At 64.2% G+C, this 26,360-nt stretch carries 19 protein-coding genes; 15 read left to right on the top strand and 4 right to left on the bottom strand.

Features of this window, described 5'->3' with window-relative positions; translation table 11 throughout:
* Positions 1-20: 20 nt before the first annotated feature.
* Positions 21-1,667 (top strand): alpha/beta hydrolase, encoded by a 1,647-nt coding sequence (locus ACLJPD_RS20890; RefSeq protein WP_410874545.1) that lies wholly within the window; start codon positions 21-23, stop codon positions 1,665-1,667.
* Positions 1,668-1,711: 44 nt separating this feature from the next.
* Here ACLJPD_RS20890 and ACLJPD_RS20885 read toward each other — a convergent pair whose 3' ends face one another.
* Positions 1,712-1,999: a YiaA/YiaB family inner membrane protein gene (locus tag ACLJPD_RS20885; RefSeq protein ID WP_410874293.1), complete on the bottom strand. Its 288-nt coding sequence runs from the start codon at positions 1,997-1,999 to the stop codon at positions 1,712-1,714.
* Positions 2,000-2,154: 155 nt separating this feature from the next.
* Here ACLJPD_RS20885 and ACLJPD_RS20880 point away from each other — a divergent pair, with 155 nt between their 5' ends.
* The 7 genes from ACLJPD_RS20880 (at position 2,155) to ACLJPD_RS20850 (ending at position 11,296) form a co-directional block, all read left to right on the top strand.
* A complete protein-coding gene (locus tag ACLJPD_RS20880; RefSeq protein ID WP_410874544.1) occupies positions 2,155-3,858 on the top strand; it encodes an alpha/beta hydrolase in 1,704 nt (567 codons plus the stop codon).
* A gap of 2 nt (positions 3,859-3,860) precedes the next feature.
* Complete coding sequence (locus ACLJPD_RS20875; RefSeq protein WP_410874292.1) at positions 3,861-4,484, top strand: CPBP family intramembrane glutamic endopeptidase; 624 nt, start codon at positions 3,861-3,863, stop codon at positions 4,482-4,484.
* Between the two features lie 129 nt (positions 4,485-4,613).
* The gene (hsdR, locus tag ACLJPD_RS20870) at positions 4,614-7,079 is read left to right on the top strand and encodes an EcoAI/FtnUII family type I restriction enzme subunit R (protein ID WP_410874291.1); all 2,466 of its coding nucleotides are present in this window, start codon (positions 4,614-4,616) and stop codon (positions 7,077-7,079) included.
* An 85-nt stretch (positions 7,080-7,164) separates the two neighbouring features.
* Positions 7,165-7,764 carry a type IV toxin-antitoxin system AbiEi family antitoxin domain-containing protein gene (locus ACLJPD_RS20865; RefSeq protein WP_410874290.1) on the top strand — a complete coding sequence of 200 codons (600 nt, stop codon included), beginning with the start codon at positions 7,165-7,167 and terminating at the stop codon, positions 7,762-7,764.
* Between the two features lie 104 nt (positions 7,765-7,868).
* Positions 7,869-8,657 carry a nucleotidyl transferase AbiEii/AbiGii toxin family protein gene (locus ACLJPD_RS20860; RefSeq protein ID WP_410874543.1) on the top strand — a complete coding sequence of 263 codons (789 nt, stop codon included), beginning with the start codon at positions 7,869-7,871 and terminating at the stop codon, positions 8,655-8,657.
* A 28-nt stretch (positions 8,658-8,685) separates the two neighbouring features.
* A complete protein-coding gene (locus tag ACLJPD_RS20855; protein ID WP_410874289.1) occupies positions 8,686-10,167 on the top strand; it encodes an N-6 DNA methylase in 1,482 nt (493 codons plus the stop codon).
* Positions 10,160-11,296 (top strand): restriction endonuclease subunit S, encoded by a 1,137-nt coding sequence (locus ACLJPD_RS20850; RefSeq protein WP_410874288.1) that lies wholly within the window; start codon positions 10,160-10,162, stop codon positions 11,294-11,296. Before ACLJPD_RS20855 ends, ACLJPD_RS20850 begins: the two co-directional genes overlap by 8 nt.
* Before the next feature lie 7 nt (positions 11,297-11,303).
* Here ACLJPD_RS20850 and ACLJPD_RS20845 read toward each other — a convergent pair whose 3' ends face one another.
* A complete protein-coding gene (locus ACLJPD_RS20845) occupies positions 11,304-13,025 on the bottom strand; it encodes a DUF262 domain-containing protein (protein ID WP_410874287.1) in 1,722 nt (573 codons plus the stop codon).
* Positions 13,026-13,717: 692 nt separating this feature from the next.
* Between ACLJPD_RS20845 and ACLJPD_RS20840 the strand changes: the two genes are divergently transcribed.
* Positions 13,718-15,883 carry an AIPR family protein gene (locus ACLJPD_RS20840; protein WP_410874286.1) on the top strand — a complete coding sequence of 722 codons (2,166 nt, stop codon included), beginning with the start codon at positions 13,718-13,720 and terminating at the stop codon, positions 15,881-15,883.
* A 170-nt stretch (positions 15,884-16,053) separates the two neighbouring features.
* On the opposite strand, the gene ACLJPD_RS20835 is transcribed toward ACLJPD_RS20840, so the two are convergent.
* A complete protein-coding gene (locus ACLJPD_RS20835; RefSeq protein WP_410874285.1) occupies positions 16,054-16,920 on the bottom strand; it encodes an alpha/beta fold hydrolase in 867 nt (288 codons plus the stop codon).
* A gap of 128 nt (positions 16,921-17,048) precedes the next feature.
* On the opposite strand from ACLJPD_RS20835, the gene ACLJPD_RS20830 reads away from it, so the two are divergent.
* Positions 17,049-17,459 carry a sterol carrier family protein gene (locus ACLJPD_RS20830; protein ID WP_410874284.1) on the top strand — a complete coding sequence of 137 codons (411 nt, stop codon included), beginning with the start codon at positions 17,049-17,051 and terminating at the stop codon, positions 17,457-17,459.
* Positions 17,460-17,478: 19 nt separating this feature from the next.
* On the opposite strand, the gene ACLJPD_RS20825 is transcribed toward ACLJPD_RS20830, so the two are convergent.
* On the bottom strand, positions 17,479-18,744 hold the full coding sequence (locus ACLJPD_RS20825) for a YhgE/Pip domain-containing protein (RefSeq protein WP_410874283.1): 1,266 nt from the start codon (positions 18,742-18,744) through the stop codon (positions 17,479-17,481).
* A gap of 357 nt (positions 18,745-19,101) precedes the next feature.
* Between ACLJPD_RS20825 and purF the strand changes: the two genes are divergently transcribed.
* From purF to ACLJPD_RS20800, 5 genes are all read left to right on the top strand, one after another.
* On the top strand, positions 19,102-20,682 hold the full coding sequence (purF, locus tag ACLJPD_RS20820) for an amidophosphoribosyltransferase (RefSeq protein WP_410874282.1): 1,581 nt from the start codon (positions 19,102-19,104) through the stop codon (positions 20,680-20,682).
* A 256-nt stretch (positions 20,683-20,938) separates the two neighbouring features.
* Positions 20,939-22,546 carry an ABC transporter substrate-binding protein gene (locus ACLJPD_RS20815; protein WP_410874281.1) on the top strand — a complete coding sequence of 536 codons (1,608 nt, stop codon included), beginning with the start codon at positions 20,939-20,941 and terminating at the stop codon, positions 22,544-22,546.
* Positions 22,547-22,615: 69 nt separating this feature from the next.
* Positions 22,616-23,656: an ABC transporter permease gene (locus tag ACLJPD_RS20810; protein ID WP_410874542.1), complete on the top strand. Its 1,041-nt coding sequence runs from the start codon at positions 22,616-22,618 to the stop codon at positions 23,654-23,656.
* Entirely contained in the window at positions 23,657-24,610 is a 954-nt protein-coding gene (locus tag ACLJPD_RS20805) for an ABC transporter permease (protein ID WP_410874280.1), read from the top strand.
* On the top strand, positions 24,603-26,285 hold the full coding sequence (locus ACLJPD_RS20800) for an ABC transporter ATP-binding protein (RefSeq protein WP_410874279.1): 1,683 nt from the start codon (positions 24,603-24,605) through the stop codon (positions 26,283-26,285). The genes ACLJPD_RS20805 and ACLJPD_RS20800 overlap by 8 nt, the downstream gene beginning before the upstream one ends.
* Positions 26,286-26,360 lie beyond the last annotated feature (75 nt).

The raw sequence follows: 26,360 nt of genomic DNA, 5'->3' as shown, positions 1-26,360 counted from the left end.
CCGGTCTCGTCGTGGCCACGATGTTCTTCGGACTGTCGCTGACGCCCTCGCTGCTGCCGCGTGACTGGTTCTTCCAGGGACTGGTGAGCGGGATCAACGCGACCATCGGCTACGGGCTCGGTTGCGCGCTGGCCTGGGCTTGGCGCAAGTGGGTGGTGCCGCGGATCACCGTGCCCGAACAGGTGCGCACGACGTGGGCTCGCAGGCCCAGCTGGCTGCTGGTGGCGGTGGAGAGCGCGATCGTGGTGGCGTGCCTGATCTTCGCGGTGCTGATGAGCATTCAGTCCTCGAAATGGCAGCGACAGATCACCGATCTGATGGGGATGGCGCCGGTGTCGGACGCGGGGTATCCGCGGACGGTGCTGGTCGGCGCGGTGGTGGTGGGGTTGCTGATCTGGATCTCGCGGCTGGTGGTTCGGCTAGTGCGCACGGTGACACGGGCACTGAATCACTGGGTGCGGATCCCGGCCGCGTTCGCCCGGCCGCTCGGGGTGATCGTTGTCGTGGTGGCGGCGGTGCTGCTCTTCAACGGCGTGCTGGCGAAAGGCTTTTTCGCCGTGGCCAATTCGGCGTTCAGCGCGCGCAACAGTCACACTTCGCCGAACGCGGTCCAGCCGACCCTGCCCGAACGTTCCGGTAGCCCTGAGTCGTTGGCGAAGTGGGACACGTTGGGGTCGGAAGGCCGATGGTTCGTGGCGAACGCACCGACCGCCCTCGCGATCGGTCAGGTCACCGGAAAGCCCGCGCGCGAACCGATTCGGGTCTACGCGGGGCTGGAATCCGGCGATGGTGTCGAGGCGCAGACCGACGTGGCGATCGCCGAACTCGAGCGCACCAAGGCATTCGAACGCGAGGTGCTGGTGGTGGTCAGCACCACCGGCACCGGCTGGGTTGATACGACAAGCGCCGTGGCGGTCGAGTTGATGTACGGCGGGGACACCGCGCTGGTGGCTACGCAGTATTCGTATCTGCCCAGCGCGTTGTCGTTCCTGTCCGACCGGGACAAGTCGATGACCATGGGACGCACGCTGTTCGACAAGGTGTACGACCGCTGGTCGGCGCTACCCGAAGACGCCAGGCCCAAGCTGCTCGTCTACGGCGAGAGCCTCGGTTCGCAGGGGTCAGAGGGCGCGTTCTCCGGGCTGGCCGATATCCGCAACCGCACCGACGGCGTGCTGTGGGTCGGCCCGCCCAATTCCAACCGGCTGTGGTCGGAATTCGTTGCCAGACGTGACCCCGGCACCGACGAGATCACCCCGGTCTACGCCGACGGGATGTCGGTGCGGTTCGCCGCCGACGCCGATCAGCTGATCCGGCCGACGCCGACCTGGAACGACCCGCGCATCGCCTACCTGCAACACGCCTCCGACCCGGTGGTGTGGTGGTCGCCGGATCTGCTGTTCAGTCGGCCGGACTGGTTGCGGGAGAAGCGCGGACCCGATGTGTCACCGGCGATGTCGTGGTACCCGATCGTCACGTTCTGGCAGGTCGCCGCGGATCTTCCTCGCGCGCAGACGGTTTCGGACGGGCACGGTCACAACTACGGCAACCTCGTGCCCGACGCATGGGCCGCGGTAGCCCAACCGCCGGACTACACACCGGAATTGGCTGCCAGGATTCGGGTGTTCGTCGAAGAGGCCATGGTGACCGAACGTCAGTTGAAGTGACGAACCGGGGCGCCGAACCCCTCGATCGGCGCCGCCGGCTCGGCTCACGACACCGTTTTGAACGGATTGTGTTCGGCGATCAGCTGTTCCAGCCTCGCCTCGTCGATCCGGCCGATCAGTGACTGCGTCTCCTGCTGGTCGCGCACGACCTTGGCGAGGGTGAAGCAGCTGGTCACCAGGAACAGGCCCGACATCGCCAGGAACGCGCGCTGCCAGCCGTCCAACGGCAGGTAGGCGATTCCGGCGCCGGTCCCGAACAGGCTGACAGCGAACGCGATCGCGGCCTGGGCCATGTAGGCCGAGGTGTTCTTCGGCTTGGTGTTTGTGCTCATGGTTCTCAGTGTGGTCAGCCGTGGCGTCGCGATCGCGCGTACAACTACTCGAGTGCGCTACGTAGTTTGTGAGCGGCTGCGCAGTGGCGAATCCGAGGATTGTCGGTACCGCCCGCCATACTGGGGCGGTGACCGAGCGCGCTCCGACTTCCGCGATGCTGCGTGCGCGCGGCGGCGCGATCGCGCGGCGCGTGGAGGACGTCGTCGATCTGAATTATGTCGGATTGGTGCTGGCGACGCTGTTTTTCGGGCTGTCGGTGACACCGTCGCTGGTGCCGCGTGACTGGCTTTTCCAGGGGCTGATCAGTGGGATCAACGCGGCGATCGGGTACGGACTCGGGTGTGTGCTCGAGTGGGTGTTCCGGCGGTGGGTGCGGTCGCGGCTGCCGATTCCGAGTCCGTACGGTCGGGTGCGCTACGCGATCAAGGCGACCGTGCTGGTGGGGTGTGGACTGGTCGCCGCGCTGATGCTGGTGCAGTCGGCGCGGTGGCAGCGTGAGATCACCTCGCTGATGGGGATGGCGGGGACCACCACACCCGCGTATCTGCGGACCGGACTGCTCAGCGTGGCCGTCGGGGTGGCGGTGGTGGCCGCGTATCGGACGGTGCGGGTGATGGTGCTCGGGCTGGCGCGTCAGCTCAATCGGTGGGTGCGGGTGCCGCGTGAGGTGGCACCGGCCGCGGGGTTGCTGGTGCTGGTTGTGCTCGCGGTGACGATTTTCAACGGTGTCGCGTCGCGGGCGTTCTTCGCGGTGGCCAACTCGGCGTTCAGCGTGCGCAATGATCGGAGCACGCCGTACGCGGTGCAGCCTGTCGCGCCGGAACGATCGGGGAGTCCCGCCTCACTCGCGCCGTGGGAGTCGCTGGGGTTCGAGGGGCGATGGTTCGTGTCCAACGGCCCGAGTGCCGCGGCGATCACCGAGGTGACGGGAAAGACCGCGCGCGAACCTATCCGAGCGTATGTGGGGTTGGAATCGAGGACGCGGGACCAGACGGCGGCGCAGTTGGCTGTTGCCGAGTTGGAGCGCACCGAAGCCTTCGACCGTGCGGCGATGGTGGTGGTGACGACGACCGGGACCGGCTGGGTCAACGGGATGGCGGCAGGCGCGGTGGAGTATCTCTACGGCGGTGACACGGCGATCGTGGCGACGCAGTTCTCGTATCTGCCCAGTGTGCTGTCGTTTCTGTCGGACCGGGAGAAGGCGGCCGCGGCCAGTCGGGAGTTGTTCGACGCGGTGTACGCGCGATGGTTGACTCGGCCGGCGGGGGATCGGCCGAAGTTGTTCGTCTACGGGGAGAGTCTCGGTTCGCAGGGGTCGGAGGAGGCGTTCGACGGGCTGGCCGATCTGCGCGAGGAGGTCGACGGGGCGTTGTGGGTGGGGCCGCCGAATTCGAATCGGTTGTGGCGGCAGTTCGTCGATCGGCGCGATCCGGGGTCGCTCGCGGTAGCACCGGTGTACGCCGACGGGCTCGTTGTTCGATTCGCTGATGATGCAACAGATTTGGCCGGCTCGGAGCCGTGGCGGGCACCGCGCATCGCCTACCTGCAACATCCCTCCGACCCGATCGTGTGGTGGTCGGCCGATCTGATCTTCACGCGGCCGGATTGGTTGAGTGAGCCACGTGGGTCCGATGTGTCGACGCAGATGCGGTGGGCGCCTTTCGTGACGTTCTGGCAGGTCACGGCCGATCTCACCAATGCGCAGGGGGTGGTGGACGGGCACGGGCATCGGTACGGGAGTTTGGTGTTGGACGGGTGGCTGGCGGTGGGGGCGCCCGACGGGGTGAACGGTGATGTCGTCGAAAGTATCCGTGCCGCATTGGAATCGGCGGAGGAGTACGAGCGGGGGGTGAAGTGAGCGTGATCGAAAGAGTTGTCGCGCTGGGTCTTCCGCTGCTCTGGAGCAATAGCGTGCTTCCTGCGCTCGACCTTCCGCTGCGCGGCCGTACCGTCGCGAACGTCGCGTTCGCTGCGGGATACACGAAGGTTTTCTGCGGTAATCCGAATTGGTTGTCGCGCAGTGGATTCCGGTGGGGTTCCGGTAGCGCTGCGATCGTTCTCGCGGGTTACGCGGTAGCTCTCGCCGTTCCGTCGCTTCGTCGTCTGCCGCTCGAGGTCGCCGTCCGCGCACCCGAAACCTCGACGCTGGAATGGATTGCCGTGCACATCCCCGTCGGCACGGTCCTAGCCGAGGAGGCGATCTTCCGCGGCACGCTGGATCCGCTGCTCGCCGAGAGCATCGGCGGACCGGCCAGTGCGATCGGCGCCGTCGACTTCGGGCTCTGGCACATCCACCCCGCAAAAGCCGCAAACGACTCGATCCCCCTCACGATCCTGGCCACCACCCTCGCCGGGCTGATCTTCACCGAACTCCGCCGCCGTTCGGACAGCGCCACCGCCCCCGCCCTCCTGCACCTGGCAATCAACGCCGGGGGAGCCCTCGCACCCGCTGCGGCCCGGTGGGTCGACGGGTTGCGGCGCTAGTCGAGAGCGCATAGCGAACCGGTGGCCGGCGACCTCACGTCAAGTCAATAGTGTTGACAGCGAGCAGATTTGCGTCTGCCCTGCAGTCGCAGCAATGACAGCTGCAGCAGTCGGGACTACTGTTCTACTGTGGCTGCTGCGCAGGGGATGACCGAAGACGAGACATGCCGGGCACTGGTGATTCCTGCCCTGACCAAGGCGGGGTGGGCCAACGAGCAGATTCGCCCGCAGTTCCGCATCAACGACGGAAGGTTGACCGCGACGCCGAAGCGGCACATTCCCGGCGATCCTCTGGTTGCGGACTACGTTCTGGAGTACGCGCCAGATGTGCCCATTGGAGTTGTCGAAGCCAAGCGCTACCGCGTCGATGTCAATGATGGCGTCGAGCAAGCTCGTCGGTACGCCGCGAAGCTCGGGTTGTCTTTCGCGTACGCCACAAACGGTCGGCAGATCGTCGAGATCGACTACAGCGGTGCTGCCCCGACAATCAGGGAAATAGACCGTTTCCCGGGTCCGGAGGAGCTGTGGAACCGGTACCTGGCCGATCAGAAGGCCGATTCCGATATCGGGCGGGAGCTGCTTGCCGCACCTTACGATCACACGCTGCGAAACTCGGACAACACCATCAAGCGCGTTCGCTACTACCAGCGCGTCGCGGTCGCCAGTACTCTCGCGGCTATCGCCGGTGGGCAGAAGCGGATCTTGCTTGTGCTTGCGACCGGTACCGGCAAGACGATGGTTGCCTTGCAAACGGTGGCCAAACTGCATGGATCGCAGTGGGTCTCGGGTCGTAAGGCGCGAGTTCTGTATTTGTCGGACCGTTCGATGCTGGTCGACGATCCCAAAGACAAGTACTTTCTGCCCGTCTTCGGTGAGGATGATGTCCACAAGATCAGCGGTGAGCCTGTCCGGGGCCGGAAGATCTACTTCGCCCTCTACCAGGCGCTGGAAAAGGGCGATGAAGAAGAACTCTTCCGTCGATACGAGCGCGATTACTTCGACCTGATCATCGTCGACGAATGCCATCGAGGCAGTGCCCGGGACGATTCGCAATGGCGTCGTGTGCTCGAACACTTCTCGCCCGCGACTCAGATCGGGCTGACCGCGACTCCGATCAGTAGGAAAGAGGCCGACACCGTCGACTATTTCGGTGATCCGGTCTACACTTACTCGCTTGCCGACGGCATCGAGGATGGGTTTCTCGCGCCCTACCGGGTGCGCCGCGTCCGCTTCAACGTCGACATGGAGGGCTATCAGACCGAGCCAGGCCAGCGGGACAAGTACGGGTACGAGATTCCGGAGGGGGTCTATGGCCCGAAGGACTTCGAGCGGACCATCGTCATCGAGGAGCGCACCGAGGCTGCTGCGCAATACATCGTCGACTATCTTCGCAGCACTGCGGAGCAAGGCAAGCACGGCAAAACGATCATTTTCTGCCAGGACAACAACCACGCGGCGCGGATGCGCAACGCGCTGTTCAACTTGGCATCGGCGGAAGTAGATGCGCACCACGACTATGTCGTGCGGATCACCGACGCCGATGGCTCGCATGGACGTGCTTTACTCGATGACTTCCGCAAGGATGACTCGGATGAGCCGGTGATCGCGGTGACGTCGAAGCTGCTCAATACCGGTATCGATCTGCCCGTCGTGCGGAATATCGTGCTATTCCGGCGGATTCTTTCGATGGCCGAGTTCAAACAGACGATTGGCCGAGGCACCCGATTGTGCCCAGAGATCGGAAAGGGCTCCTTCGACATCATCGACTTCGTCGAGGCCACGCGGCTCTTCAACGACCCAGGGTTCGACGGTCCTCCCCTCCGTGTAGTGCGAGAAATCGCGGATGAGCTTGGGCATGTGGTCGATAGTGCACAAGAAACGATCGATGGTGGTGAGCTCGATTCGGCACAGATGGCAGAGCCTGCGCCCGCATACGACCGCACGGGTGGCGATGGATTCGATGAGCCGAATGCCCGTGACCGGGTAGAAGACCCGGATGCGGTGGATCTCATCCGGGCCCGGGGTCGTCGATACGTGGTGAACGGCGTGTACGTGTACAAGTGGGGCGAGCGTCGATATCAACTCGATACGGACGGTCGGACAATGCGGCTGGTGACCGTCCAACAGTGGGTACGCGATCGTGTCGTCGAACTTGAGCTGGCACCGGACCAGCTGCGCTCCCAGTGGGCGGTCGCCAGGAGTCGACGCGCGCTCATGGAGCTCCTAAGCGCTGCTGATGTTGCGGCAGAGGAACTTCCAGAAGAGTTCGGTAGTCCGGATGTCGATCCGATCGACCTACTGCTCAATGTCGCCTGGGGGCTGCCGCTGGTGAGTCGGGAGGAACGGCTGAATCGTTTCCTACACGAGCACCGAGACTTCCTGAAGTCGTTCCAGCCGCAGGCCACAGCAGTGCTCGAGGAGATGCTGCTGAAGTTCGCCGAACACGGCTCCGCACAGCTCAAACCGGAGACTCTGGGAGTTCGCCCGTTCACGGAGATGGGTTCGGTGGTTGAGCTGACTGGCCACTTCGGGGGAGCAAAGGCACTACATGAAGCCATTGACGAGCTGAGTAAGCGGCTCTTGGAAGCCTCGTAACTAAAATGCAACTTTAGTTCAACGTCCGCGGTGCTCTTATAACTAAAGTTGACTTTTAGGTATACGTCGCTGCTAGGGTGGAGCGGTGCTGAGGGACCGTACCGACACCAGGGCTGCCCTCTGGCAGGTAGCCAGCGGGCAGCGGGGCTACTTCACCGCGGCTCAGGCGTTGGCGGCCGGATATTCGTATCAGGCCCAGCGCTACCACGCCACGCATGGCAACTGGACGGTTGTCGACCGTGCTATCTACCGTTTCCGTGAGTTCGATTCGCTTCCCGCTGGCGAGGACGACCACCTGGTCCGCTGGTTCTTGTGGAGTAAGCGGCGCGCCGTCGTTTCCCACGCCACCGCCCTGTCTGTCCACGACCTCGGCACTGCCAACCCTTCGCAGATCCACCTCACCGTTCCTCCTGGCTTTCGTCAGAAGGACGAAGCGGTGATTCTGCACCGGGCCGAACTCGCCGATGATGAGATCGAGGTTCGCGACGGCTACCGTGTGACGACGCCAGCCCGAGCGATCATCGAGGCGGCGGCCGCGCAGAACGACCAAGAGGTGCTGGACTCTGCCGTCGCCGACGCGCTGGCGCGTGGTCTGGTCACGCGGCGGCGGCTCCTGCATGGGGCACAACTACTCGGCGCGCGCGCCGAGCTCGGTATCGATCGTGCACTCCGGGAGGTGCGTTGACTGACCGCTATCGAGACGCGACTGCGCTCCGTCGGGCTCTCGAGGTTCGACTCAAACAGCAGGCAGCCGATACCGCGACAGATCTGGCCCGGCGGCGTCGCCTTGTGGTCTTCGATCGAGTCGCGACCCGACTCGCCGCCGACCCGACGGCTGGCTGGGTACTCAAGGGTGGGGCGGTCATGGAATTCCGGCTACGCGGCCGAGCTCGGATGACCAAAGACATGGACCTGGCCGCGCGCCCGGACAACGAACCGGAACTCGACGGGCCAGCGGTACGTGAGCTGCTCATCGACGGACTCGCGCTGGACGAGGACTCCGACGGCTTTGTCTTCGTGGTTTCGCCGGCGATCGACCTGAAGGCTGACATCGCTGGTCGAGGAGGCTGGCGGTTCTCTGTCGAGGCCAACCTGGCGGGTAGGATCTTCGCGACCGTACGCATCGATGTCGTCGCGCGTGGAGAGGAAATCGCCTTGACCGAGCGGCTTCCGCTGCCGAATACGCTGGGCTTCGCGGGAACTCCGCCTCGCGACATCGAAGCGGTCGACCGCCGCCAGCATTTCGCCGAGAAGTTGCACGCCTTCACCCGTGACTACGGTGACCGGCCGAACACCCGGGTCAAGGATCTGGTGGACGTAGTACTCCTCATCGAAAATGGTTTGGTCCCAGACAAATCCGTAGTCGATACGGTGCGCCACGTATTCGCCGTTCGGGCAACGCACGATGTACCGACGAGACTGCCCGAACCACCGCCGGGCTGGGCGCACACCTACCCCGAATTGGCGGCGGGCCTCACTGAAGCGCCCGCTCGACTCGACGCCGCGTTCGACTTGGTTGGCGAATTCTGGCGCGAGGCAACCGACAATGGCGAAACCGAACAGAACAAGAAGGGCTGAGATGGCGTCCCCGAGGAAAAAGTCGGTCGTGGCCACCACATCACGGGCGCGGCTGGCGTCGGTCATCAAGTCGGCCCGCGACACCATGCGCAAGGACGCCGGCCTCAACGGCGATCTCGACCGCCTCCCGCAGCTCTCCTGGCTGCTGTTCCTCAAGGCATTCGACCAGCGGGTCGAACAGGTGGGTGCGTTGCTGGACCCCGACTACCGCCTGGCGATCGAAGCGCCGTATCGGTGGCAGGATTGGGCGGCGAATCCAGATTTCAGTGGGGCAGAGCTGAAAGCATTCGTCAATGACGAACTGATCCCACATCTGGCTGCGCTGAAGGGAGCCGACGGCGACGCGGACGATCCGCGCAACGTTCTCTCGACCATCTTCAAAGACGTTGTCAACCGTATGCAATCGGGGACACTGCTGCGGGATTTGGTGAATCTCGTGGACGAGATCCACTTCGAATCATCCGATGACATCCACACGATGGCGTTCCTGTACGAGTCGATTCTGAAGGAAATGCGTGACGCCGCAGGCGATTCCGGCGAATTCTATACCCCGCGCCCGGTCAACCGTTTCATGGTGCAGCAGTCCTTTCTCGAACTAGGGGAGTCGATCCTCGACCCGGCGTGCGGAACCGGCGGCTTCTTGGTTCAGGCGTACGAGGATCTGGTGCGCCGAGTGGAAACCGACACCCAGCGCAGGCGCTTGCACAACGATATTCGCGGCATCGAGAAGAAGTCGCTGCCCTACCTGCTGGCGAGTATGAACTTGCTCCTACACGGAATTGGCGCGCCCCGCTTGGTTCGAGAGAACGCTCTGCTGCAGATGCGGGATGCCACAGCCGCGGATCGGGTTGATGTGGTGTTGACCAACCCGCCTTTTGGCGGCGAGGAAGAACGTTCGGTAGTCGAGAAGTTCTCAAAGGCGTACCAGACCCAGGAAACATCGTGGCTGTTCCTGTACGCGATTATCGACCAGCTGAAAAAGGGCGGACGCTGCGCCATCGTCCTGCCGAACGGCAGCCTTTTCGCCAACGGCGAGAACAGCATCGGTGCCCGCATCAAGAAGAAGTTGATGCAAGAGTGCAATCTGCACACCATCGTGAGGCTACCTCAGGGTGTGTTCGCGCCGTACACGCAAATCCCGTCGAACCTGCTGTTCTTCGAAAAAGGGCAGCCAACCGAAGAGGTTTGGTTCTACGAGATCGAGCCGCCGGACGGCCGTAAGGGCTACTCCAAGACAAAAGAAATGCGGGTCGAGGAGTTCGAGCCGTGCGTGGAGTGGTGGGGTGGCGTCAAACGCGTGGGGCGCGTTGAAGGCAGGAATTCGTGGCGGGTAGCTGCCTCAGCGATCGAGGAAGCCTTATTCAATCTCAGCGTCCCGAATCCACATGTCGGGGAAAGTCTGACTCACCGGTCCCCGGCAGACCTAGCGGACGAGCTACTCAAGACGGAGAGCGAGATCATGGGACTGCTACAGGAGTTGCGGGACGAGTTTGGTGCGAACATTGACTGACTACCCGATGCGTCCTCTGGCAGTTGGACTTTCGCTTGCGCTGGAACAGGTGAATGTGGTGGCCGAGGATGAATACCGCATTGCAGGGGTCAGGGGGTTTGGTAACGGTGTATTCCCTCGTGACGTAATCACCGGAAACGAAACCTCATATAGGGTGCTGAATCGTCTACGTGCAGGAAACCTTGTTATGAGTAGGCTGAAGGCATTCGAGGGCGCAATCGCCTTCGTGCCCGAAGAGCTTCACGGGTATTGCGCATCAGCTGAGTTCCCGACGTTTGAGGTGGTGAAGGACGGAGCTGAACCTCGATATCTCGAACACCTCTGTTCGTGGCCGTCGTTCTGGAAGATTCTGCAGAGCGAATCAAAAGGTATCGGTGCTCGCAGGGAACGGGTTAGCCCGCACCGGCTGTTAAGTATGGAAGTGCCTCTTCCTGACGTGGAGGAACAGCGACGCGTTGCGGACAAGCTCGATGCGGTAATGTCTCGGATAGCTCGATTCGGAGTTCTTCGAGAACACTCAAAGCGAATCGCCGATAAATACCTTGACTCGATATTTCAGCCGATTGAGGCGCGGGCTCCCCTTTCTATGGCTCTTCGAATCAGCAGTGACTATGTTGCAGTGGAACCTGAATCGAAATATCCGATCACTGGCATTTACAGTTTCGGTCGCGGACTCATCAAGCGTCCGATCATTAGTGGCAGCGATACTTCGTATGCGTCATTTGCCCGTCTGCGTGCAGGTCAAGTGGTTATGAGTAAGCTAAATGCGTGGGAAGGCGCGCTTGCGGTTGTCAGCGACTCGTTCGACAAGACCTATGTATCGCCCGAGTATCCCACCTTCGATATCAATGAATCGGATGTGGACCCGTCCTATATTGAGCATTTGCTCGGTTGGCCACGGCTTTGGGCGTCGCTGACTCCACGCGGTTCGATGGCTAGACGCAAACGAACGACTCCCGCAACGTTGCTGGCCACCCAAGTTCCACTTCCCGACCTCCCCGAACAACGGCGTATCGCAAGGCAGCTCACGCTGATTCGGCGGGCTACCGAAACCGGCGCAGCGCAAGCAGCACAAGTGGCGACCCTACGAACCGCGCTCCTCGACGCTGCATTCTCCGGGCAGCTGTAGCGGACGGTCAGTCCGCCGAATCGCGGTCAACCGGTTCGTCGATGAGCGAATCGGGGTCCGAGTATTCCTCGAGCTCACTGTCATCGGCCATGGATGGCACCGCCCGCGTCGCGGCAGAACTGCTCGAGCCGGCCGCTTGGCCGATCAACTCCATCAACCGCCGGTGTAACGTCTCCGATCGCATGCGCAGAAAGGTGTCGTAGTCATCGCGCAACGCCGCCTGGTAGGCGTCCTCCTCCACCAGGCAGGTACGCAACCGCTCACGAAGCGCTTCCTCGCCTTCGGTGTCGGCCAGGTCCCGCAGATACTGTGATGGTGGTCGGTCGGTCACCCAGATATTGCTATGGGAGGTCAACATGACCAGGTTGCCGCAGACGTTCGCCCTCGCACCATTTACTCCTCGCGACCGTAGAAACGCCTTCGGGAAGAAATGATGGAACTCCTTGTCGTTCTGCCACGATAGCGACCGGCCTACGTCGATGCGTAGCCCGGTGAGTAGGTCCCGGGGCTCCTCGTAGGCGAGGAGCAGGGCCAGAAGCTTGCTCGGTGCGTTCCGCTTGGAAAAGGCGCTTCGCCGCCACAGGGCGCTGCGGGGTAGCGCCGCTCCGGTCTCGAATTCCTGCGCTTCTCCGCTGGCGAACGCGGTGATGGCTTGCAGGTCGGGAGCCATCTGGGTGTCACTCCAGCCCTTGAAGTACTCACCGCTCGCAGTCAGCCAGAACCACCGGCGCAAAGCGTCGAACTGCCCGGATGAAGGTTTCGGTAGCTGCCGGAATACTTCGACGAGTACGGCGAACTGGTTGTAGTAGGGCAGTGCGTCGGCTTTCGGCGTGCGGATCTGCGTGCTGAGGAAGTCCACTGCCCGCGCAGCCGCCTTCGCCGCATCGTCCACCGCAGCCCGCAGTGGTTGTTTGTCGAGTTCTCGCAGCCGGTTGATGTCCTTGGCGGAGAACCCGAAGCCGGCGGCGACCGCGATCGTTCGCAGCATGGTCTTGGTGTCGACCCGGCCGTAGAGCTTCGCGTCGAGCACCCGCAGGAGTGATTCGATCTCGTCCTTCAGGTCGAAGTCAGGGCTCCATGTTCCCGCGCGCGCCACGTCGACGATGTTCATCGGGGTGCCCGTGCTGTTGATCCGGACGAAGACCCGTGAGGACTCCTCGGCCGACATGTGCTTCAAGGTCACTACTGGGACAAGGTAATTGGTGAACTGTTCGTAGAGGTCGGTGGCACGTTCGCGCAATTCCGGGGACAGGTCGGCTACCTGCCGGAAGAGGGATCCCGCCGCGCTCACCTGTCGCATGGAGACGATGTGCGGCCCGGTGGGGCTAGCTGAGGTGCGCTGAAAGAAGCGTTCCTCTGCCAGGTCGTAGGCGATGTCCCAGAGGCCGGTACCACCGTGCAGCGCGCCGATTATGCTTGCGAGTCTCTGCTGGCCGTCGAGGATGTACCTGACCGATTGGTCGCGAGGCGGTGGGTCTACGGCCAGGCCCGCGACGGTCTGTTCGCTCGCGATCTGTTCGTTTGTCTCCCACAGCAGCATGCTGCCGATGGGGTAATTGCGCAGGACCGAGTCCAGCAGATCGAGAATCTGATGTGGTGACCAGACGAAGGCGCGCTGGTACCTCGGCAGCACGATCTCACCGGTGAGTACGCGGTCCGCGATCCGTGAGATCGCGACGATCGTTGGCTCTGGACTGGCGAACGGGCGCCTGCGGCCTGTCGAGTTCACTGAGCAATCCCCCGGAATGTGGCGGTCATGGATACTGCCGTGAATTCTAGGGAGCAGGACCGACAGGTTCTCGGATCAAGTGGCGGACATGGTTCAGATCAGGTGCTCCGCGTCGCGGGTGGGAGTGCCGTTCCATGGGTGTTGTTGGAAGTGCTCGTCGCGCGCTTCGGTCCGACCAGGGAGGTGGGCGCAGACGCTGACGACAGCCAATGAGGCTGCGCGGGAACATAGTCGGATATCCGCCGAATGTGGTGGAGACGGATGCGCGGACCTGGCTGCTGTTGACGACAGGTTGCTCGGGTTCGAGGAGGCGGTGTGGGCGGGGGTGAGTGCGTCGGGACCAGGGCGGGTCAGGTCGCGGGGCGGCTGCGGATCGCGCCTCTGTGACGTATTGCCTTGTTTGTCAGGGTGATCCGGTCATGACATACAACAGCGGGCCGCGGTCGACGCCACGACTGAGTAGTCGGACGGTCTCGACATCGTCTCGCCACTGCTGTTCGGTCAGTTCCAGTCCGCCGCTGCGGGGCCTGTTCCGGCGGGGCTAGGGCAGCAGAGTGAGATGAGGTCGGCTGGATCCGAAGCCAGGGATATTTGGAGGTCCCCTACCCGTAATGCGGTTACCCTGTCGTTAGGGTGATTCCAAATCATCTGGGCTGCAAACGAACTGCCGACGATCCAGCAGGAGCGCGTAAGTGACAACCGCACGAGCCACGCTGCAAGTAGACCATGTCCGGACAGCGATTTTGCGCGACTTCGGTGAATTGATCGATATGACGTCGGTCGAGTCCAAAGATGTCCACCAACGTGAGCAGGCGCTCCTTTCGCAGGGCCTGTCAGCGATGGCGGTGCGGATGCTGACCGGCTGTGACGCGGCCTCGGCGGCAGCGTCCGTCATCGACGGGCGCGACGATCGCGGTGTCGATGCTGTCGGGATGGTGGACGGCGCGCCCGATCTGTTCCTCGTCCAAGCCAAGTGGAACGACAAGGGCACTGCCGGGATCAAAGGGCAGTACGTCCGTGACCTGGTGGACGGGTACCGCCGGATCGAGGACCAGAGTTTCACGCGGTTCAACAACCGATTCGCAGCCATATCGGGGCGTGTGAAAACCTTGATCCAGAATCCGAAACTGCGGGTCACGCTCGTCTTTGCGGTGATCGGTGACGCTCGACTGCACCCCGATGTCGAGGCGGAAATCGCAGATGCGAAGGAGCACTTCAACAGCCCAGGTAGGTACCTGGATTTTCGCGTTATCGGTACCTCCGACATCTGGGAGTTTATTCGTTCCGACATGCGCCCGGAGCCTGTGGAACTGATGGTTCCGATGACCCGTTGGCTTCCACAGGATGCCTTCTCCGACTCGTACTTCGGCACGGTATCGGTCGATAATCTCGCCGATTGGTTCGACACATATGGTGATCGGTTGTTCGAATCGAATGTCCGTAAGGCCCTCGGTTTGACTGCCGTGAACCAACGCATCGTTAAAACCTTGCTCGAAGAGCCGGAAACGTTCTGGGCCAAGAACAATGGGATCACGATTCTGAGTGCCCACGCCGAGAAGACCAAGCTCTTCGGAAGTAGGCTTCGAAATGACCAGCCCATCGAGTTGACCCTGTCGGACGCCCGGGTCGTCAATGGCGCACAGACCGTACATGCCGCGTATCGAGCCGCTCAGCAAGACCGTGACAAGGTCGCCGAGGCTGAGGTTCTAGTTCGCGTGATCACTGTTCCACCGGAGCTCGCCAACCTGGGTCGCACCATCACCGAGAGCACCAACACCCAGAATCAGATCGAGGTGCGTGACTTCATCGCCCTCGACGAAACCCAGGCACGCATTCGTGATGATTTCGCACTGGGTCTCGGGCTGACCTATGTCTTTCACCGCGGTGAAGCTGCTCCCCCGCAAGACTCGGGTTGCACGGTGGGGGAAGCTGGCCTCGCACTGGCATGCGCTCATCCGAAGGTCGTTGTTGTGGTGCGTGCCAAATTGAACTTGGACTCCATTTGGGAGCGCGAGCACGGGGGCCACTACCCACTGTTGTTCGGCAACCAGCCGCCGGCGTTGGTGATTTGGCGAAGTGTGCTGCTGCATCGCGAGATTCGGCAACGGCTGGAGTCAGCTACGAGGAAAGTGCGCGAACGTGGGCGATCAGTCGCCGAGTACGGGGATCTGTTGGTCGCCAACCTCTGCTTTCGGCTGGTTGAGTCGGATGAACGCGAGAATCCGGAGACCGACTGGGACGCAGTTGTGGACCGCATCGGTGCCCAGGTCGGCCCTGCCTTGCACTGGTTGATCGCAGCGAATGACAGGCTGTTCGGTCCGAAGTCCTTTGTGTCCAAGACCTTTACTGATGCGGACAAATGCCGGGCCCTTATCGACGAGGTACTTCCTCATCTGCTTGGTCGAGCCGTTGCGCCAGCCTTGCCTGCTGAATACCAGCCCGCGAAGAAGCCGCCGAGGACGCGGGCCAAGAGCGCCGTCTCAGTGCTCCTGGACAGCGGGTCTATTCCGTCCGGTACCGAACTGCGATACCAGCCCGCCACCACCCGTGAGGAATCTGCGATGGTGCAATGGCTCGCATCCGATCCCCGACGCGCCAGGGCGACCTGGGTTCGTGATCGCAACAAACCGCTGCTGTGGGAAGCGGACGGACAGCAATACTCGCCGACAGGATTGGTCATGCATATGTGGGCCGAGGCGGAGTGGGGTGAATCGCCTGTAGCTGTCCAGGGGCCTCGGTGCTGGGAGGTGCCGGGAAGGGGCACGCTCGCGGGACTTGCCGAAAGGCTCCGCGTCGCGGCCGACGACCCGACCCTGATCGATCGCGCGAAGTTGATGTTCGTCCGCAGTAGCCGGTGACGGATTGTCAGAGGAGGTTTCGCGGTGTAGGCCGTGGTTTCGCAGTAAATGGTGGCGGCGACGCTGTGTGCTACAGCGAACGGCGATGCTGAGGAAGGTCGTGACGGTGCCTTAAGTCATGTCTCCCAATAGTTCAGCCACTCGACCGGCCGCGACTGGGGCGACCAGGTTCAGGCGGTGGCGACGAAACCGGCGACGGCCTCGGTGAAGGCGTCGTTGTCGTCGCCCGCGGCGGTGTGGGCCGCCGCGCTGATCTCGGCCAGGCGCGCGTGCGGTGCGAGGGCGAGGAACGCCGCGGCGCCCTCGTCGCTCACCACATCGGACTTGCCGCCGCGGACCAGCAGGACCGGGATGGTCAAGGCCTCGGCGGCGGCTTCCATCTCGACGATGCGGGCCTCCGGGTCGTCGTTGACGTCACTGATCAGGTCGGGATCCCAGTGCCAGTACCAGCGACCGTCACGCTGACGCAGGTTGCGCAGGAGGCCGTCGGCGTTGTCGGGTCGGGGGCGGTGGGGCAGGTAGGCGGCGACCGCGTCGGCCACCTGGTCGAGGGTGTCGAAGCCGTCGCGGTGCCTGCCGAGGAAATCCATCACGCGCTCCACACCCACCGATTCCGAGCGGGGCACGATGTCGACCAGCACCAGCGCGCGAATGGCGCTCCCACCCGGCGTCGCGGTAGCGAGCAGCCCGGTGATCCCACCCATGCTGGCCCCGACCACCACCGCGCCCACCGCCCGCGTCGCGCCGAGCTGTTCGAGCACGGCGTGCAGGTCGGCGACCATCACGGTCCTGGAGTAATCCGCCTCCGGCGACCAATCACTGTCCCCGTGCCCGCGCGCGTCGACAGCGACAACCCGCATCCCCGCCGCCGCCAGCGCCCGCCCCGTCCGCTTCCACGAATGCCGGGTCTGCCCACCACCGTGCAGCATCACCACCAACGGGCCGTCCTGCGTGCCGAAGCTGTCGGCGGCCAAGCTGAGACCGTCGGCACCGCGCAATCGCAGCGTGGTGGGCTCGCGGGGATCGGTGACACTCATAGGACGAATGTACGACGCGCCCCACCTGCCCCGGCCGTCGGGCGATCGATCGGTGTCATCGATGCCATGAGCTCGATGAGGTCCATGGTGTCCGCTGGGTGTCGGTGAGGCTCGGTAGCGTCTGGGGAATGGCGCGACAGAAGGTTGATGCTGCCGAGGTGCGGGCGGCTGTGTTGGGTGTGGGGGAGTGGTTGCGGGATCCGGGGTTGCCGGTGCCGGGGCGGGGGGAGTTGGGGGCGGCGGTGAAGGGGACGGCTCGGGCGTTGGCGGGGAGTGCGCCGGGGCATTCGGTGGAGGTTCGGGTGCCGCCGTTCGTGGCGGTGCAATGTATCGAGGGGCCTCGGCATACTCGGGGGAATCCGCCGAATGTGGTGGAGACGGATGCTCGGACCTGGTTGTTGCTGGCTACGGGGCTGCTCGGGTTCGAGGATGCCGTGCGGGCGGGGGTGGTGAGTGCGTCCGGGACCAGGGCGGGGGAGATCGCGGGGTGGCTGCCGATCGTGCCGCTGTCCGCGAAGTCCGACCCGGCCGCCGGGTAGCGACGACCGGGCCGGCGGCTCAGGCGGCCGTGGTGTGCTTGCGGTGCAGGCCCTTGTAGTCGTAGTAGCGGGTGATGACCGTGCCCAACACGACGGCGATCGCGATACCGAGCAGCGACATCCAGATGCCGCGGTCGAGCCCGGCTTCGTAGCCTGCGTCGAAGTACAGGATCGAGCGGACGCCGAGGAACACCTGGTGCATCGGCTCGAATTCGGCGAGCCACGCGAGGTAGGTCGGAGTCGCCTCGATCGGGACGGTACCGCCGGAGGACGGCAGGCCGAGGATGACGAACAGGGTCAGGTTCACCAGCAGACCCGCGGTGCCGAGGGCGGCCAATGTCATCAGGGCGGTCCAGCCGACCGCGATCATGGCGAGCACCGAGAACAGGTACAGGGCGAGCGGATTGTCGACCGGCATGCCGACGGCTTTCCCGACCAGCAGGAAGACCAGCGAAGCGACCACGGCTACCAGCGCCGATACCCCCCACTTGATGAGCAGGGTGCGAAACCGTGAGATCGGGGTCGGCGGATAGTGCACCGACCAGGGGCCGTACTCGGTGGGCAGGAAACCGAGTTGGGAATCGACCATCGTGTGGATCACCATCGCCCCGACCATGCCTGCCAGTAGCAGCAACAGCGAGAAGAAGAACGCGGTCAGGCCGATCCCGGTGCCGCTCGGCAGCGGCCGGAAGTCCTGCTCGACCACATCGATCGGACTTTCGAGGGTGAGCATCGCCGCACCGGACACCTGCGGCGGCGGCGCGCCCGCCGGGGTCTCGGCCAGGGTGGCCCGTACCTGCTCGGTCAGTTGGATGCCGACCTGCTTGTCGACCTCGGTCAGCGCCTGGTCGCCGATGCGCTGCATGATCCCGACGCCGTAGGCGCCCATGCGCGGATTGGACTGCAGGGTGATGATCGGCCGTTCCATCTCGCCGGGCACGATGCTGCCCGTACCGAGGATGCCCAGGCGTTTGCTGAAATCGCCGGGGATGATGATCGCGCCGTACACCTGTCCGGAGCGCAACAACTGCTCGGACTCCGACTTTCCGACGACCCGCAGATCCACCTTGTCGGCGGGCACACCTGCGACGAGCGCGTCGGCCACCTGCTTGCCGAAATCGACTCGCTTCTGCTGATCACCCGAGCCCATGACGTCGCCGACATCGGAATTGACCAGCACGATCGGAAAGTCGTGCAGATTCTCCTCCGGGTCGGCGATGTAGCCGAGGTACATCACCCCGAGCAGGGCGGTGAGCACGGTCAGCACCGCAGTGGGCGAGAGCACGATCCGAGCCCAGTGGCGCCGATCGAAGATCGGTGTGGCGAACGTCGCTTCGCCGGCGGATGTCGGCTCGGAATCAACCGGCCCAGTGTTGGTGTTCTCACTATCCGACCCGGTCCCACCGGCTGCAACGTGTGCGCTGTCGTCCGTCGTCACGATCCGCACCGTAACAGCTCCTTGTGGCGATCGGCGGGTTCGTGACCGGCGGATTGCTGCCGGGATGCGAGCGGGCGTGCTACCTGCCGCAGATGACCCGTAGACTGACGATTGCGCCCAGCCCTACGCAATACAGGGAGTAATCGTCGACGCATCCGTGCACTGCTCGACACTCCCCCAGCCCGCCCGAACAGGGAGCAAACGGTGACCGACGTCGATCCCACGATCGTCCCCACGCCCAATACCCCCGACGAGATCGAACACGACCCTCGCGAGGAGTGTGGCGTCTTCGGCGTCTGGGCTCCCGACGAAGACGTGGCCAAGCTCACCTACTACGGCCTGTACGCCCTGCAGCATCGCGGGCAGGAAGCGGCGGGCATCGCCGTTTCCGACGGCTCCCAGATCCTGGTCTTCAAGGATCTCGGCCTGGTCTCCCAGGTCTTCGACGAGCAGACCCTCGCGGCCATGCCGGGGCATATCGCCATCGGACACTGTCGCTACTCCACCACCGGTGGGGTCACCTGGGAGAACGCGCAGCCGATCTTCCGCACCACCTCCGTCGGCTCCGGCCTGGCGCTCGGCCACAACGGCAACCTGGTGAACACCGCCGAATTGGCCGGTCGCGCACGCGAACTCGGCCTCATCGGCACCGGTGTGATCGACGGCCGCCCGCAGATGACCGGCGCCACCTCCGACTCCGATGTCGTCACCGCGCTGCTGGCGCACGCCTCGGCGGACTCCAGCATCGAGGCCGCCGCGATGAAGCTGCTGCCGCAGCTGCGCGGCGCGTTCTGCCTCACCTTCATGGACGAGCACACCCTCTACGCCGCGCGTGACCCGCACGGTGTGCGCCCGCTGGTGCTGGGCAGGCTCGATCGTGGTTGGGTCGTCGCCTCCGAAACCGCCGCGCTCGACATCGTCGGCGCCTCGTTCGTTCGCGAGATCGAGCCGGGCGAGCTGCTGGCCATCGACTCCGAGGGCGTGCGCTCCATGCGCTTCGCCAATCCCGAACCCAAGGGTTGCGTCTTCGAGTACGTGTATCTGGCGCGCCCCGACACCACGATCGCCGGTCGCTCGGTGCACTCCACCCGCGTGGAGATCGGCCGCAAGCTGGCCAAGGAGTCGCCGGTCGAGGCCGATCTGGTGATCCCGGTGCCCGAGTCGGGCACGCCCGCCGCCGTCGGCTACGCCCAGGGCTCCGGCATTCCGTACGGCCAGGGCCTGATGAAGAACGCCTATGTCGGCCGCACCTTCATCCAGCCGAGCCAGACGATTCGTCAGCTGGGTATCCGGCTCAAGCTCAACCCGTTGAAGGAAGTGATCCGCGGCAAGCGGCTGATCGTCGTCGACGACTCCATCGTGCGCGGCAACACTCAGCGCGCGCTGATCCGCATGCTGCGCGAGGCCGGTGCGCTCGAGATCCACGTGCGCATCGCGTCCCCGCCGGTGAAGTGGCCCTGCTTCTACGGCATCGACTTCGCCTCGCGCGCGGAACTGATCGCCAACGGCACCGGCGCCGACGACAGCTACGCCGACATGGTCGACAACGTGCGTCGCTCCATCGGCGCCGACACCCTCGGCTACGTCTCCACCGAGGGCATGATCGCCGCCACCGAACAGCCGCGTTCGCGCCTGTGCACCGCGTGCTTCACCGGCGACTACCCGATCGAACTGCCGCCAGAGGCCGCCATCGGCAAGAACGTGCTCGAGGGGATGCTCTCGGGCAAGGCCGAGTCGAAACTGCTCGGCGAGAATGCCAACGTGGACGCGCTCAGTCGCCCGTAGGCTCTTTACATCACCCCACAAGGGGCCGGACAGGATAAACCTGATCGGCCCCTTTTGTGTTGTGTACGAGAGTAATTCCGGTGACCGGCAATTTCGTAAGATTAGTTCATAACATGGCGGCAATAATTCGGACCATTTGAAACTGGGCGGTAATGGTTCACCTGTACGGTCCCTCGTTATATCGCTAGCTCACCATGTGGTCGTCGCCCCTGTGATCCGGGTGCGACGGCTGCGCGGCGTTCGAGAATGGGACCTGATGTTGAACAAGGCACGAAGTACGCGCGCGAAACAAATTGCCGCAGTGGGTATTACCGCCGCTGTCGCCGCCGCGCTGGCCGGTTGTGGCTCCGGCCGCACCGATGAGGCGGGCTCCGGTGCGGGCCTGGTCGTCGGCACCACCGACAAGATCTTTTCGCTCGACCCGGCCGCGGCCTACGACAACGGGTCGCTGCTGGTGCAGAACCAGATCTATTCGTATCTGCTGAATTTCGCGCCGGGCGATACCACGCCCAAGCCCGATGCGGCGGAAAAGTGCGAATTCACCAGCCCCACGGTTTACACCTGCAAGATCAAATCCGGGCTGAAGTTCGCCAACGGCAATCCGCTGACCGCCAAGAGCGTGAAGTTCTCCTTCGACCGGATGGTGAAGATCAACGATCCGCACGGTCCGGCGTCGCTGCTCGGCAACCTCGACAAGACCGATCTGATCGACGATCTCACCGTCGCGTTCACGCTCAAGGTCGCCAACGATCAGACCTTCCCGACGATTCTGCCGACCCAGGCCGGTCCGATCGTCGACGAGAAGTCGCTGCCCGCCGACAAGGTCGCCACCGATGACGAGGTGGTCAAGGCCAAGGGTTACGCGGGCCCGTACTCGATCTCGAGCTACGACAAGAACAAGCTCGTCGAGTACCAGGCCAACCCCGACTACCAGGGCATCCTCGGCACGCCGAAGAACACCACGGTGTCGACCAAGTACTACGCCACCTCCGACAACCTGAAGCTGGACCTGCAGAACGGCGCCATCGACGTCGGCTACCGCTCGTTCACCCCTACCGATATCGACTCGCTGCGGGCCGATTCCAAGGTGAAGGTCACCGACGGCCCCGGCGGCGAGCTGCGCTACGTGGTGTTCAACATGAACACCATGCCGGGCAGCACCCCGGAGCAGAAGCTGGCCGTGCGCAAGGCATTCGCGTCGTCGGTGGACCGTGAGGCGCTGGCCGCCGGTGTCTACAAGGGCACCTACCAGCCCGCTTACGGCTACGTGCCCACCGGCATGGTCGGTTCGGCCGAGCCGCTCAAGGACCTCTACGGCGCCAAGCCCGACAAGGCCGCGGCCGCGAAGTTCCTGGCTGACGCGGGCGTCGCCACCCCGGTGACGCTGAACCTGCAGTACAACCCCGACCACTACGGCTCCAGCTCCTCGGAGGAGTACGCGGCGGTCAAGTCCCAGCTGGAGGCCTCCGGCCTGTTCAAGGTGAACCTGCAGTCCACCGAGTGGGTGACCTACCAGAAGGAGCGCGCCTCCGACGGTTACCCGATGTACCAGTTCGGTTGGTTCCCGGACTTCCCGGACGCCGACAACTACCTGACGCCGTTCTTCGGCCCGAACAACTTCCTGCAGTCGCACTTCGAGAACCCCGGCATCAACGCCCAGCTCACCGCCGAGGCCACCGAGTCCGATCCGGCGAAGCGGACCGAGATGCTGAAGAAGATCCAGACCGACCTGGCGCAGAACTTCCTGCCGACCCTGCCGCTGCTCTCGGGTAAGCAGGTCGCGGTGTCGAAGCCGGGCGTCAACGGTGTCGATCAGACCCTTGACGGCTCCTTCAAGTTCCGCTTCACGGTGCTGAGCAAGTAAGCGACGCCGCAAGTGAGTGACGTTGCCGCCGCGCCCGGATCACCGGTCCGGGCGCGGCGTTTCGGGTGGATGCGCGGCGGGGGTTCCCGCCAGGTGGCTCTGCTGCGGTACCTGCTGATTCGGCTGTTGCTGATTCTGCCGACCGCATGGTTGCTGGTGACAGTGGTGTTCTTCTTGATGCGGGTGATCGGTGACCCGATCAGCGCGGCCATGGGTGGCCGACTGACCCAGGACCAGATCGAGGAACGCAAGGAAGCCGCGGGGCTCAATCGCCCTATCCTGACCCAGTATTGGGAGTACATCACCGGCTTTCTGCGCGGCGATTTCGGGCGGACACAGGACAACCAGGCGATCAGCGACGTGGTGATCACCTACGGTGCCGCCACCTTCGAACTCGTCTTCTGGGGTCTGGTGGTCGCGTTCGCCGTGGGTGTTCCGCTGGGCAGATATGCCGCGACACACCGCGATACGGCCTCGGACGCCTTCCTGCGGTTCGCCGCGGTGCTGGCCTACGCGGCGCCGGTGTTCTTCGTCGGCATGCTGTTCAAGCTGATCTTCTCGGTGTGGCTGGGCTGGTTCCCGGTCGGCGGGCGGGCCAGCACCGACGTCGAGCTCGCGCTGCAACATGTTTCGCCCAAGACGAACATCCTGATCATCGACTCGATCCTCTACGGCGAACCGGCCTATGTGCTCGACGTGCTCGAACACGCGGTGCTGCCCGCGCTGGCACTCGGCCTGCTCACCGGTGGCATCTTCCTGCGGCTGGTACGGGTGAACCTGATCCAAACGCTGCGAAGCGATTTCGTCGAGGCGGCGCGGGCGCGCGGGTTGTCCTCGCGGGTGGTCACCGGCAGGCACGCGGTGCGCAACGCGCTGATCCCGATCATCACGGTGATGGGCATGTGCATCGCGATGATGCTGGGCGGCGCGGTGCTCACCGAGACCACGTTCGAATGGAAGGGCCTTGGCTATCAGCTCGCCGAGTATCTGCGGGCGCGCGACTTCATCGCGGTGCAGGGCATCGTGGCGTTCATCGCGCTGGTCGTCGCGGTGATGAGCTTCGTCGTCGACGCCATCGTCGCGCTGATCGACCCGAGGGTGAGGTTCTAGATGACTACCGCTTCTGTGAAACGGCGGCGTCTGCCCGGTGCCGAGTTGTTGTCGAAAACCGGCGGGCTGCAGCGGGTTACGTTGATCACCGGGCTGGTGTTGGTCGCGGGGTTCGTACTGGTTGCGGTGTTCGCGCCGTTGCTCGCGCCCTACGGTCTGGCGCAGAACACCGCTGATGGTGTGGCTTTCGTACCGCAGCAGGGTCCATCGGCCGAGCACTGGTTCGGTACCTCGGTGCGCAGTGAGGACGTGCTCTCGCGCGTGCTGTTCGGCGCGCGCACCGCGCTGCTGGTGATCGCGATCTCGGTGACGCTGTCGCTGCTGGTCGGGGTGCCGTTGGGCCTGCTGTCGGGGTATGTGGGGCGCTGGGTCGACAAGACGCTGGTGCTGATCATGGACGCCATCTACGCGTTCCCGTCCCTGCTGCTGGCCATCGTGGTGTCGATCGTCGTCGCCGGTGGTACGTCGAGCAGTCTCGGCGGCATGCTGTCGGCGGCGATCGCGATCACGGTTGTCTATGTGCCGCAGTACTTCCGGGTGGTGCGCAACGCGACGGTCGCGGTGAAGACCGAGCCGTACGTCGACGCGGCCCGGGTGACCGGCGCCTCGACCACGCGAATCATGTTCCGTCACATCCTGTCCAACGTCACCGGCTCGCTGCCGGTGATCGTCACGATCAACGCCGCCGACGCCATCCTCACCCTCGCCGCGCTCGGCTTCCTCGGGTTCGGCATCGAGCCGACCCAGGCCGCCGAGTGGGGCTACGACCTGAACAAGGCGCTCAACGATGTCTCCAACGGCATCTGGTGGACCTCGATCTTCCCCGGCACCGCGATCGTGCTGGTCGTGCTCGGGATGACGCTGGTCGGCGAGAGCCTCGACGAAACGCTGAACCCGCTGCTGCGCACCAGGCGTGCGGTCACCTCGGCAGACAAGGAAACAGTCGATGAGTGAAAAGACCGCCGCACTGGCTGTTTCGGGTCTGTCGGTGACCTTCTCGACCGATGCCGGGCCCGTGAACGCGGTGCGCAATGTGTCCTACGAGGTGTTCCCCGGTGAGGTGCTCGCCATCGTCGGTGAGTCCGGGTCGGGCAAGTCGGTGAGTTCGCGTACTGCGATCGGGCTGCTCCCGCATTCGGCCTCGGTGCGCGGGCTGGTGACGATCGGCGATCGGCCGGTCACCTCGATGACCGAACGCCAGCTCACCGCACTGCGCGGTGGCGAGGTGTCGATGGTGTTCCAGGAGCCCGCGCGTGCGCTGGATCCGCTGTTCACCGTGGGCTTCCAGATCTGCGAAGCGCTGCGCGCGCACAGCGGGATGGGCCGAAAAGCCGCCAAGGCCAAGGCGATCGAGCTGCTGCGCACGGTCGGGCTGCCCGATCCCGAGCATCGCGTCGACTACTACCCGCATCAACTCTCCGGCGGGCAGAAGCAGCGCGTGATGATCGCGATCGCCATCTCGTGTGAGCCGAAGGTGATCATCGCCGACGAGCCGACCACCGCGCTCGATGTCACCGTGCAGGCCGAGATCCTGGAACTACTGCGCGATCTGCGCGATCGGCTCGGCAGTGCGATCGTGCTGATCACCCACAACATGGGTGTGGTGGCGGACCTGGCCGATCGGGTGGTGGTGATGCGCGCGGGCGAGGTGGTCGAGCAGGCGCCCGTGCACGAGCTGTTCGCCAGTCCGAAGGCCGAATACACCAGGGCGCTGCTCGATGCCGTTCCGCATCTGGGTGCGGCGACGATCGAGCGGCCGGTGATCGACCGGACTGTCGAGCCGGTGCTCGATGTGCGGGATCTGGTTGTCACGTTCCCCGGACCGTTCGGCAGGCCCGCTTTCCGTGCGGTCGACGGCGTCAGCTTGCAGATCAGGCCGGGGGAGACGCTGGGGTTGGTCGGTGAGTCGGGGTCGGGCAAGTCGACCATCGGGCGCTGTGTGGCCGCGTTGCAGCGGCCTTCCGCGGGGCATGTGCTGATTCGTGGGCAGGACATCGCGGAGCTGTCCCAGCGCAAATTGCGGCCGATCCGGCGGCGGTTCGGGTTCGTGTTCCAGGACCCGGCGGGATCGTTGAACCCGCGCCTGACGGTCGGCGAGTGTGTGGCCGAACCGCTCGTGGTGCACGGCATCGGTGACAAGGCGAGCATTCGCGCGCGGGTCAGGCACATGCTCGACGACGTGCAGCTGCCCGCGGGCACCGAGAATCGGTATCCACACGAACTGTCCGGCGGGCAGCGTCAGCGGGCCAGTCTGGCGCGGGCGCTGGTGCTCGACCCGGATCTGCTCGTGGCCGACGAGCCGACCAGTGCCCTCGATGTGTCGGTCCAGGCGGCGGTGCTCGAACTGTTCGCCGAACTGCAGCGTGAGTGCGGTTGGGCGTGTCTGTTCATCAGCCACGACCTCGCCGTCGTCGACCAGCTCGCGGACCGGATCATGGTGCTGCGCGAGGGGGTGTGCGTCGAGGAGGGTGACAACGAACAGATCCTGCGTAACCCGCGGCACGAGTACACCCGTCGCCTCGTCGCCGCGGTTCCGGTCCCCGACCCGGTCGAACAGCGACGCCGTCGCGCGGAGATCGCCGCCGACGGGCGGGAAGCGTCGACATTCGCCACGGAGCTGGAACAATGAGCGAGGAGCCGCACGACACCTGAACCGGCGGATCACTTATTGTTACTAGGCATCTGTCCGCCGATTCGGTTTGGA

This window comes from Nocardia sp. A7, from assembly GCF_046549215.1.
Lineage (GTDB): Bacteria > Actinomycetota > Actinomycetes > Mycobacteriales > Mycobacteriaceae > Nocardia.
This window is presented reverse-complemented; position numbering and strand designations above follow the sequence as displayed.

What these genes read in the sequence shown, in the direction of transcription:
- ACLJPD_RS20810 (WP_410874542.1), top strand. Translation starts at nt 22,616, where the DNA reads ATGCGCGGCGGGGGTTCCCGCCAGGTGGCTCTGCTGCGGTACCTGCTG.
- ACLJPD_RS20880 (WP_410874544.1), top strand. Translation starts at nt 2,155, where the DNA reads ATGCTGCGTGCGCGCGGCGGCGCGATCGCGCGGCGCGTGGAGGACGTC.
- ACLJPD_RS20800 (WP_410874279.1), top strand. Translation starts at nt 24,603, where the DNA reads ATGAGTGAAAAGACCGCCGCACTGGCTGTTTCGGGTCTGTCGGTGACC.
- ACLJPD_RS20830 (WP_410874284.1), top strand. Translation starts at nt 17,049, where the DNA reads ATGGCGCGACAGAAGGTTGATGCTGCCGAGGTGCGGGCGGCTGTGTTG.
- ACLJPD_RS20885 (WP_410874293.1), bottom strand. Translation starts at nt 1,999, where the DNA reads ATGAGCACAAACACCAAGCCGAAGAACACCTCGGCCTACATGGCCCAG.
- ACLJPD_RS20815 (WP_410874281.1), top strand. Translation starts at nt 20,939, where the DNA reads ATGTTGAACAAGGCACGAAGTACGCGCGCGAAACAAATTGCCGCAGTG.
- ACLJPD_RS20805 (WP_410874280.1), top strand. Translation starts at nt 23,657, where the DNA reads ATGACTACCGCTTCTGTGAAACGGCGGCGTCTGCCCGGTGCCGAGTTG.
- ACLJPD_RS20835 (WP_410874285.1), bottom strand. Translation starts at nt 16,920, where the DNA reads ATGAGTGTCACCGATCCCCGCGAGCCCACCACGCTGCGATTGCGCGGT.
- ACLJPD_RS20890 (WP_410874545.1), top strand. Translation starts at nt 21, where the DNA reads ATGTTCTTCGGACTGTCGCTGACGCCCTCGCTGCTGCCGCGTGACTGG.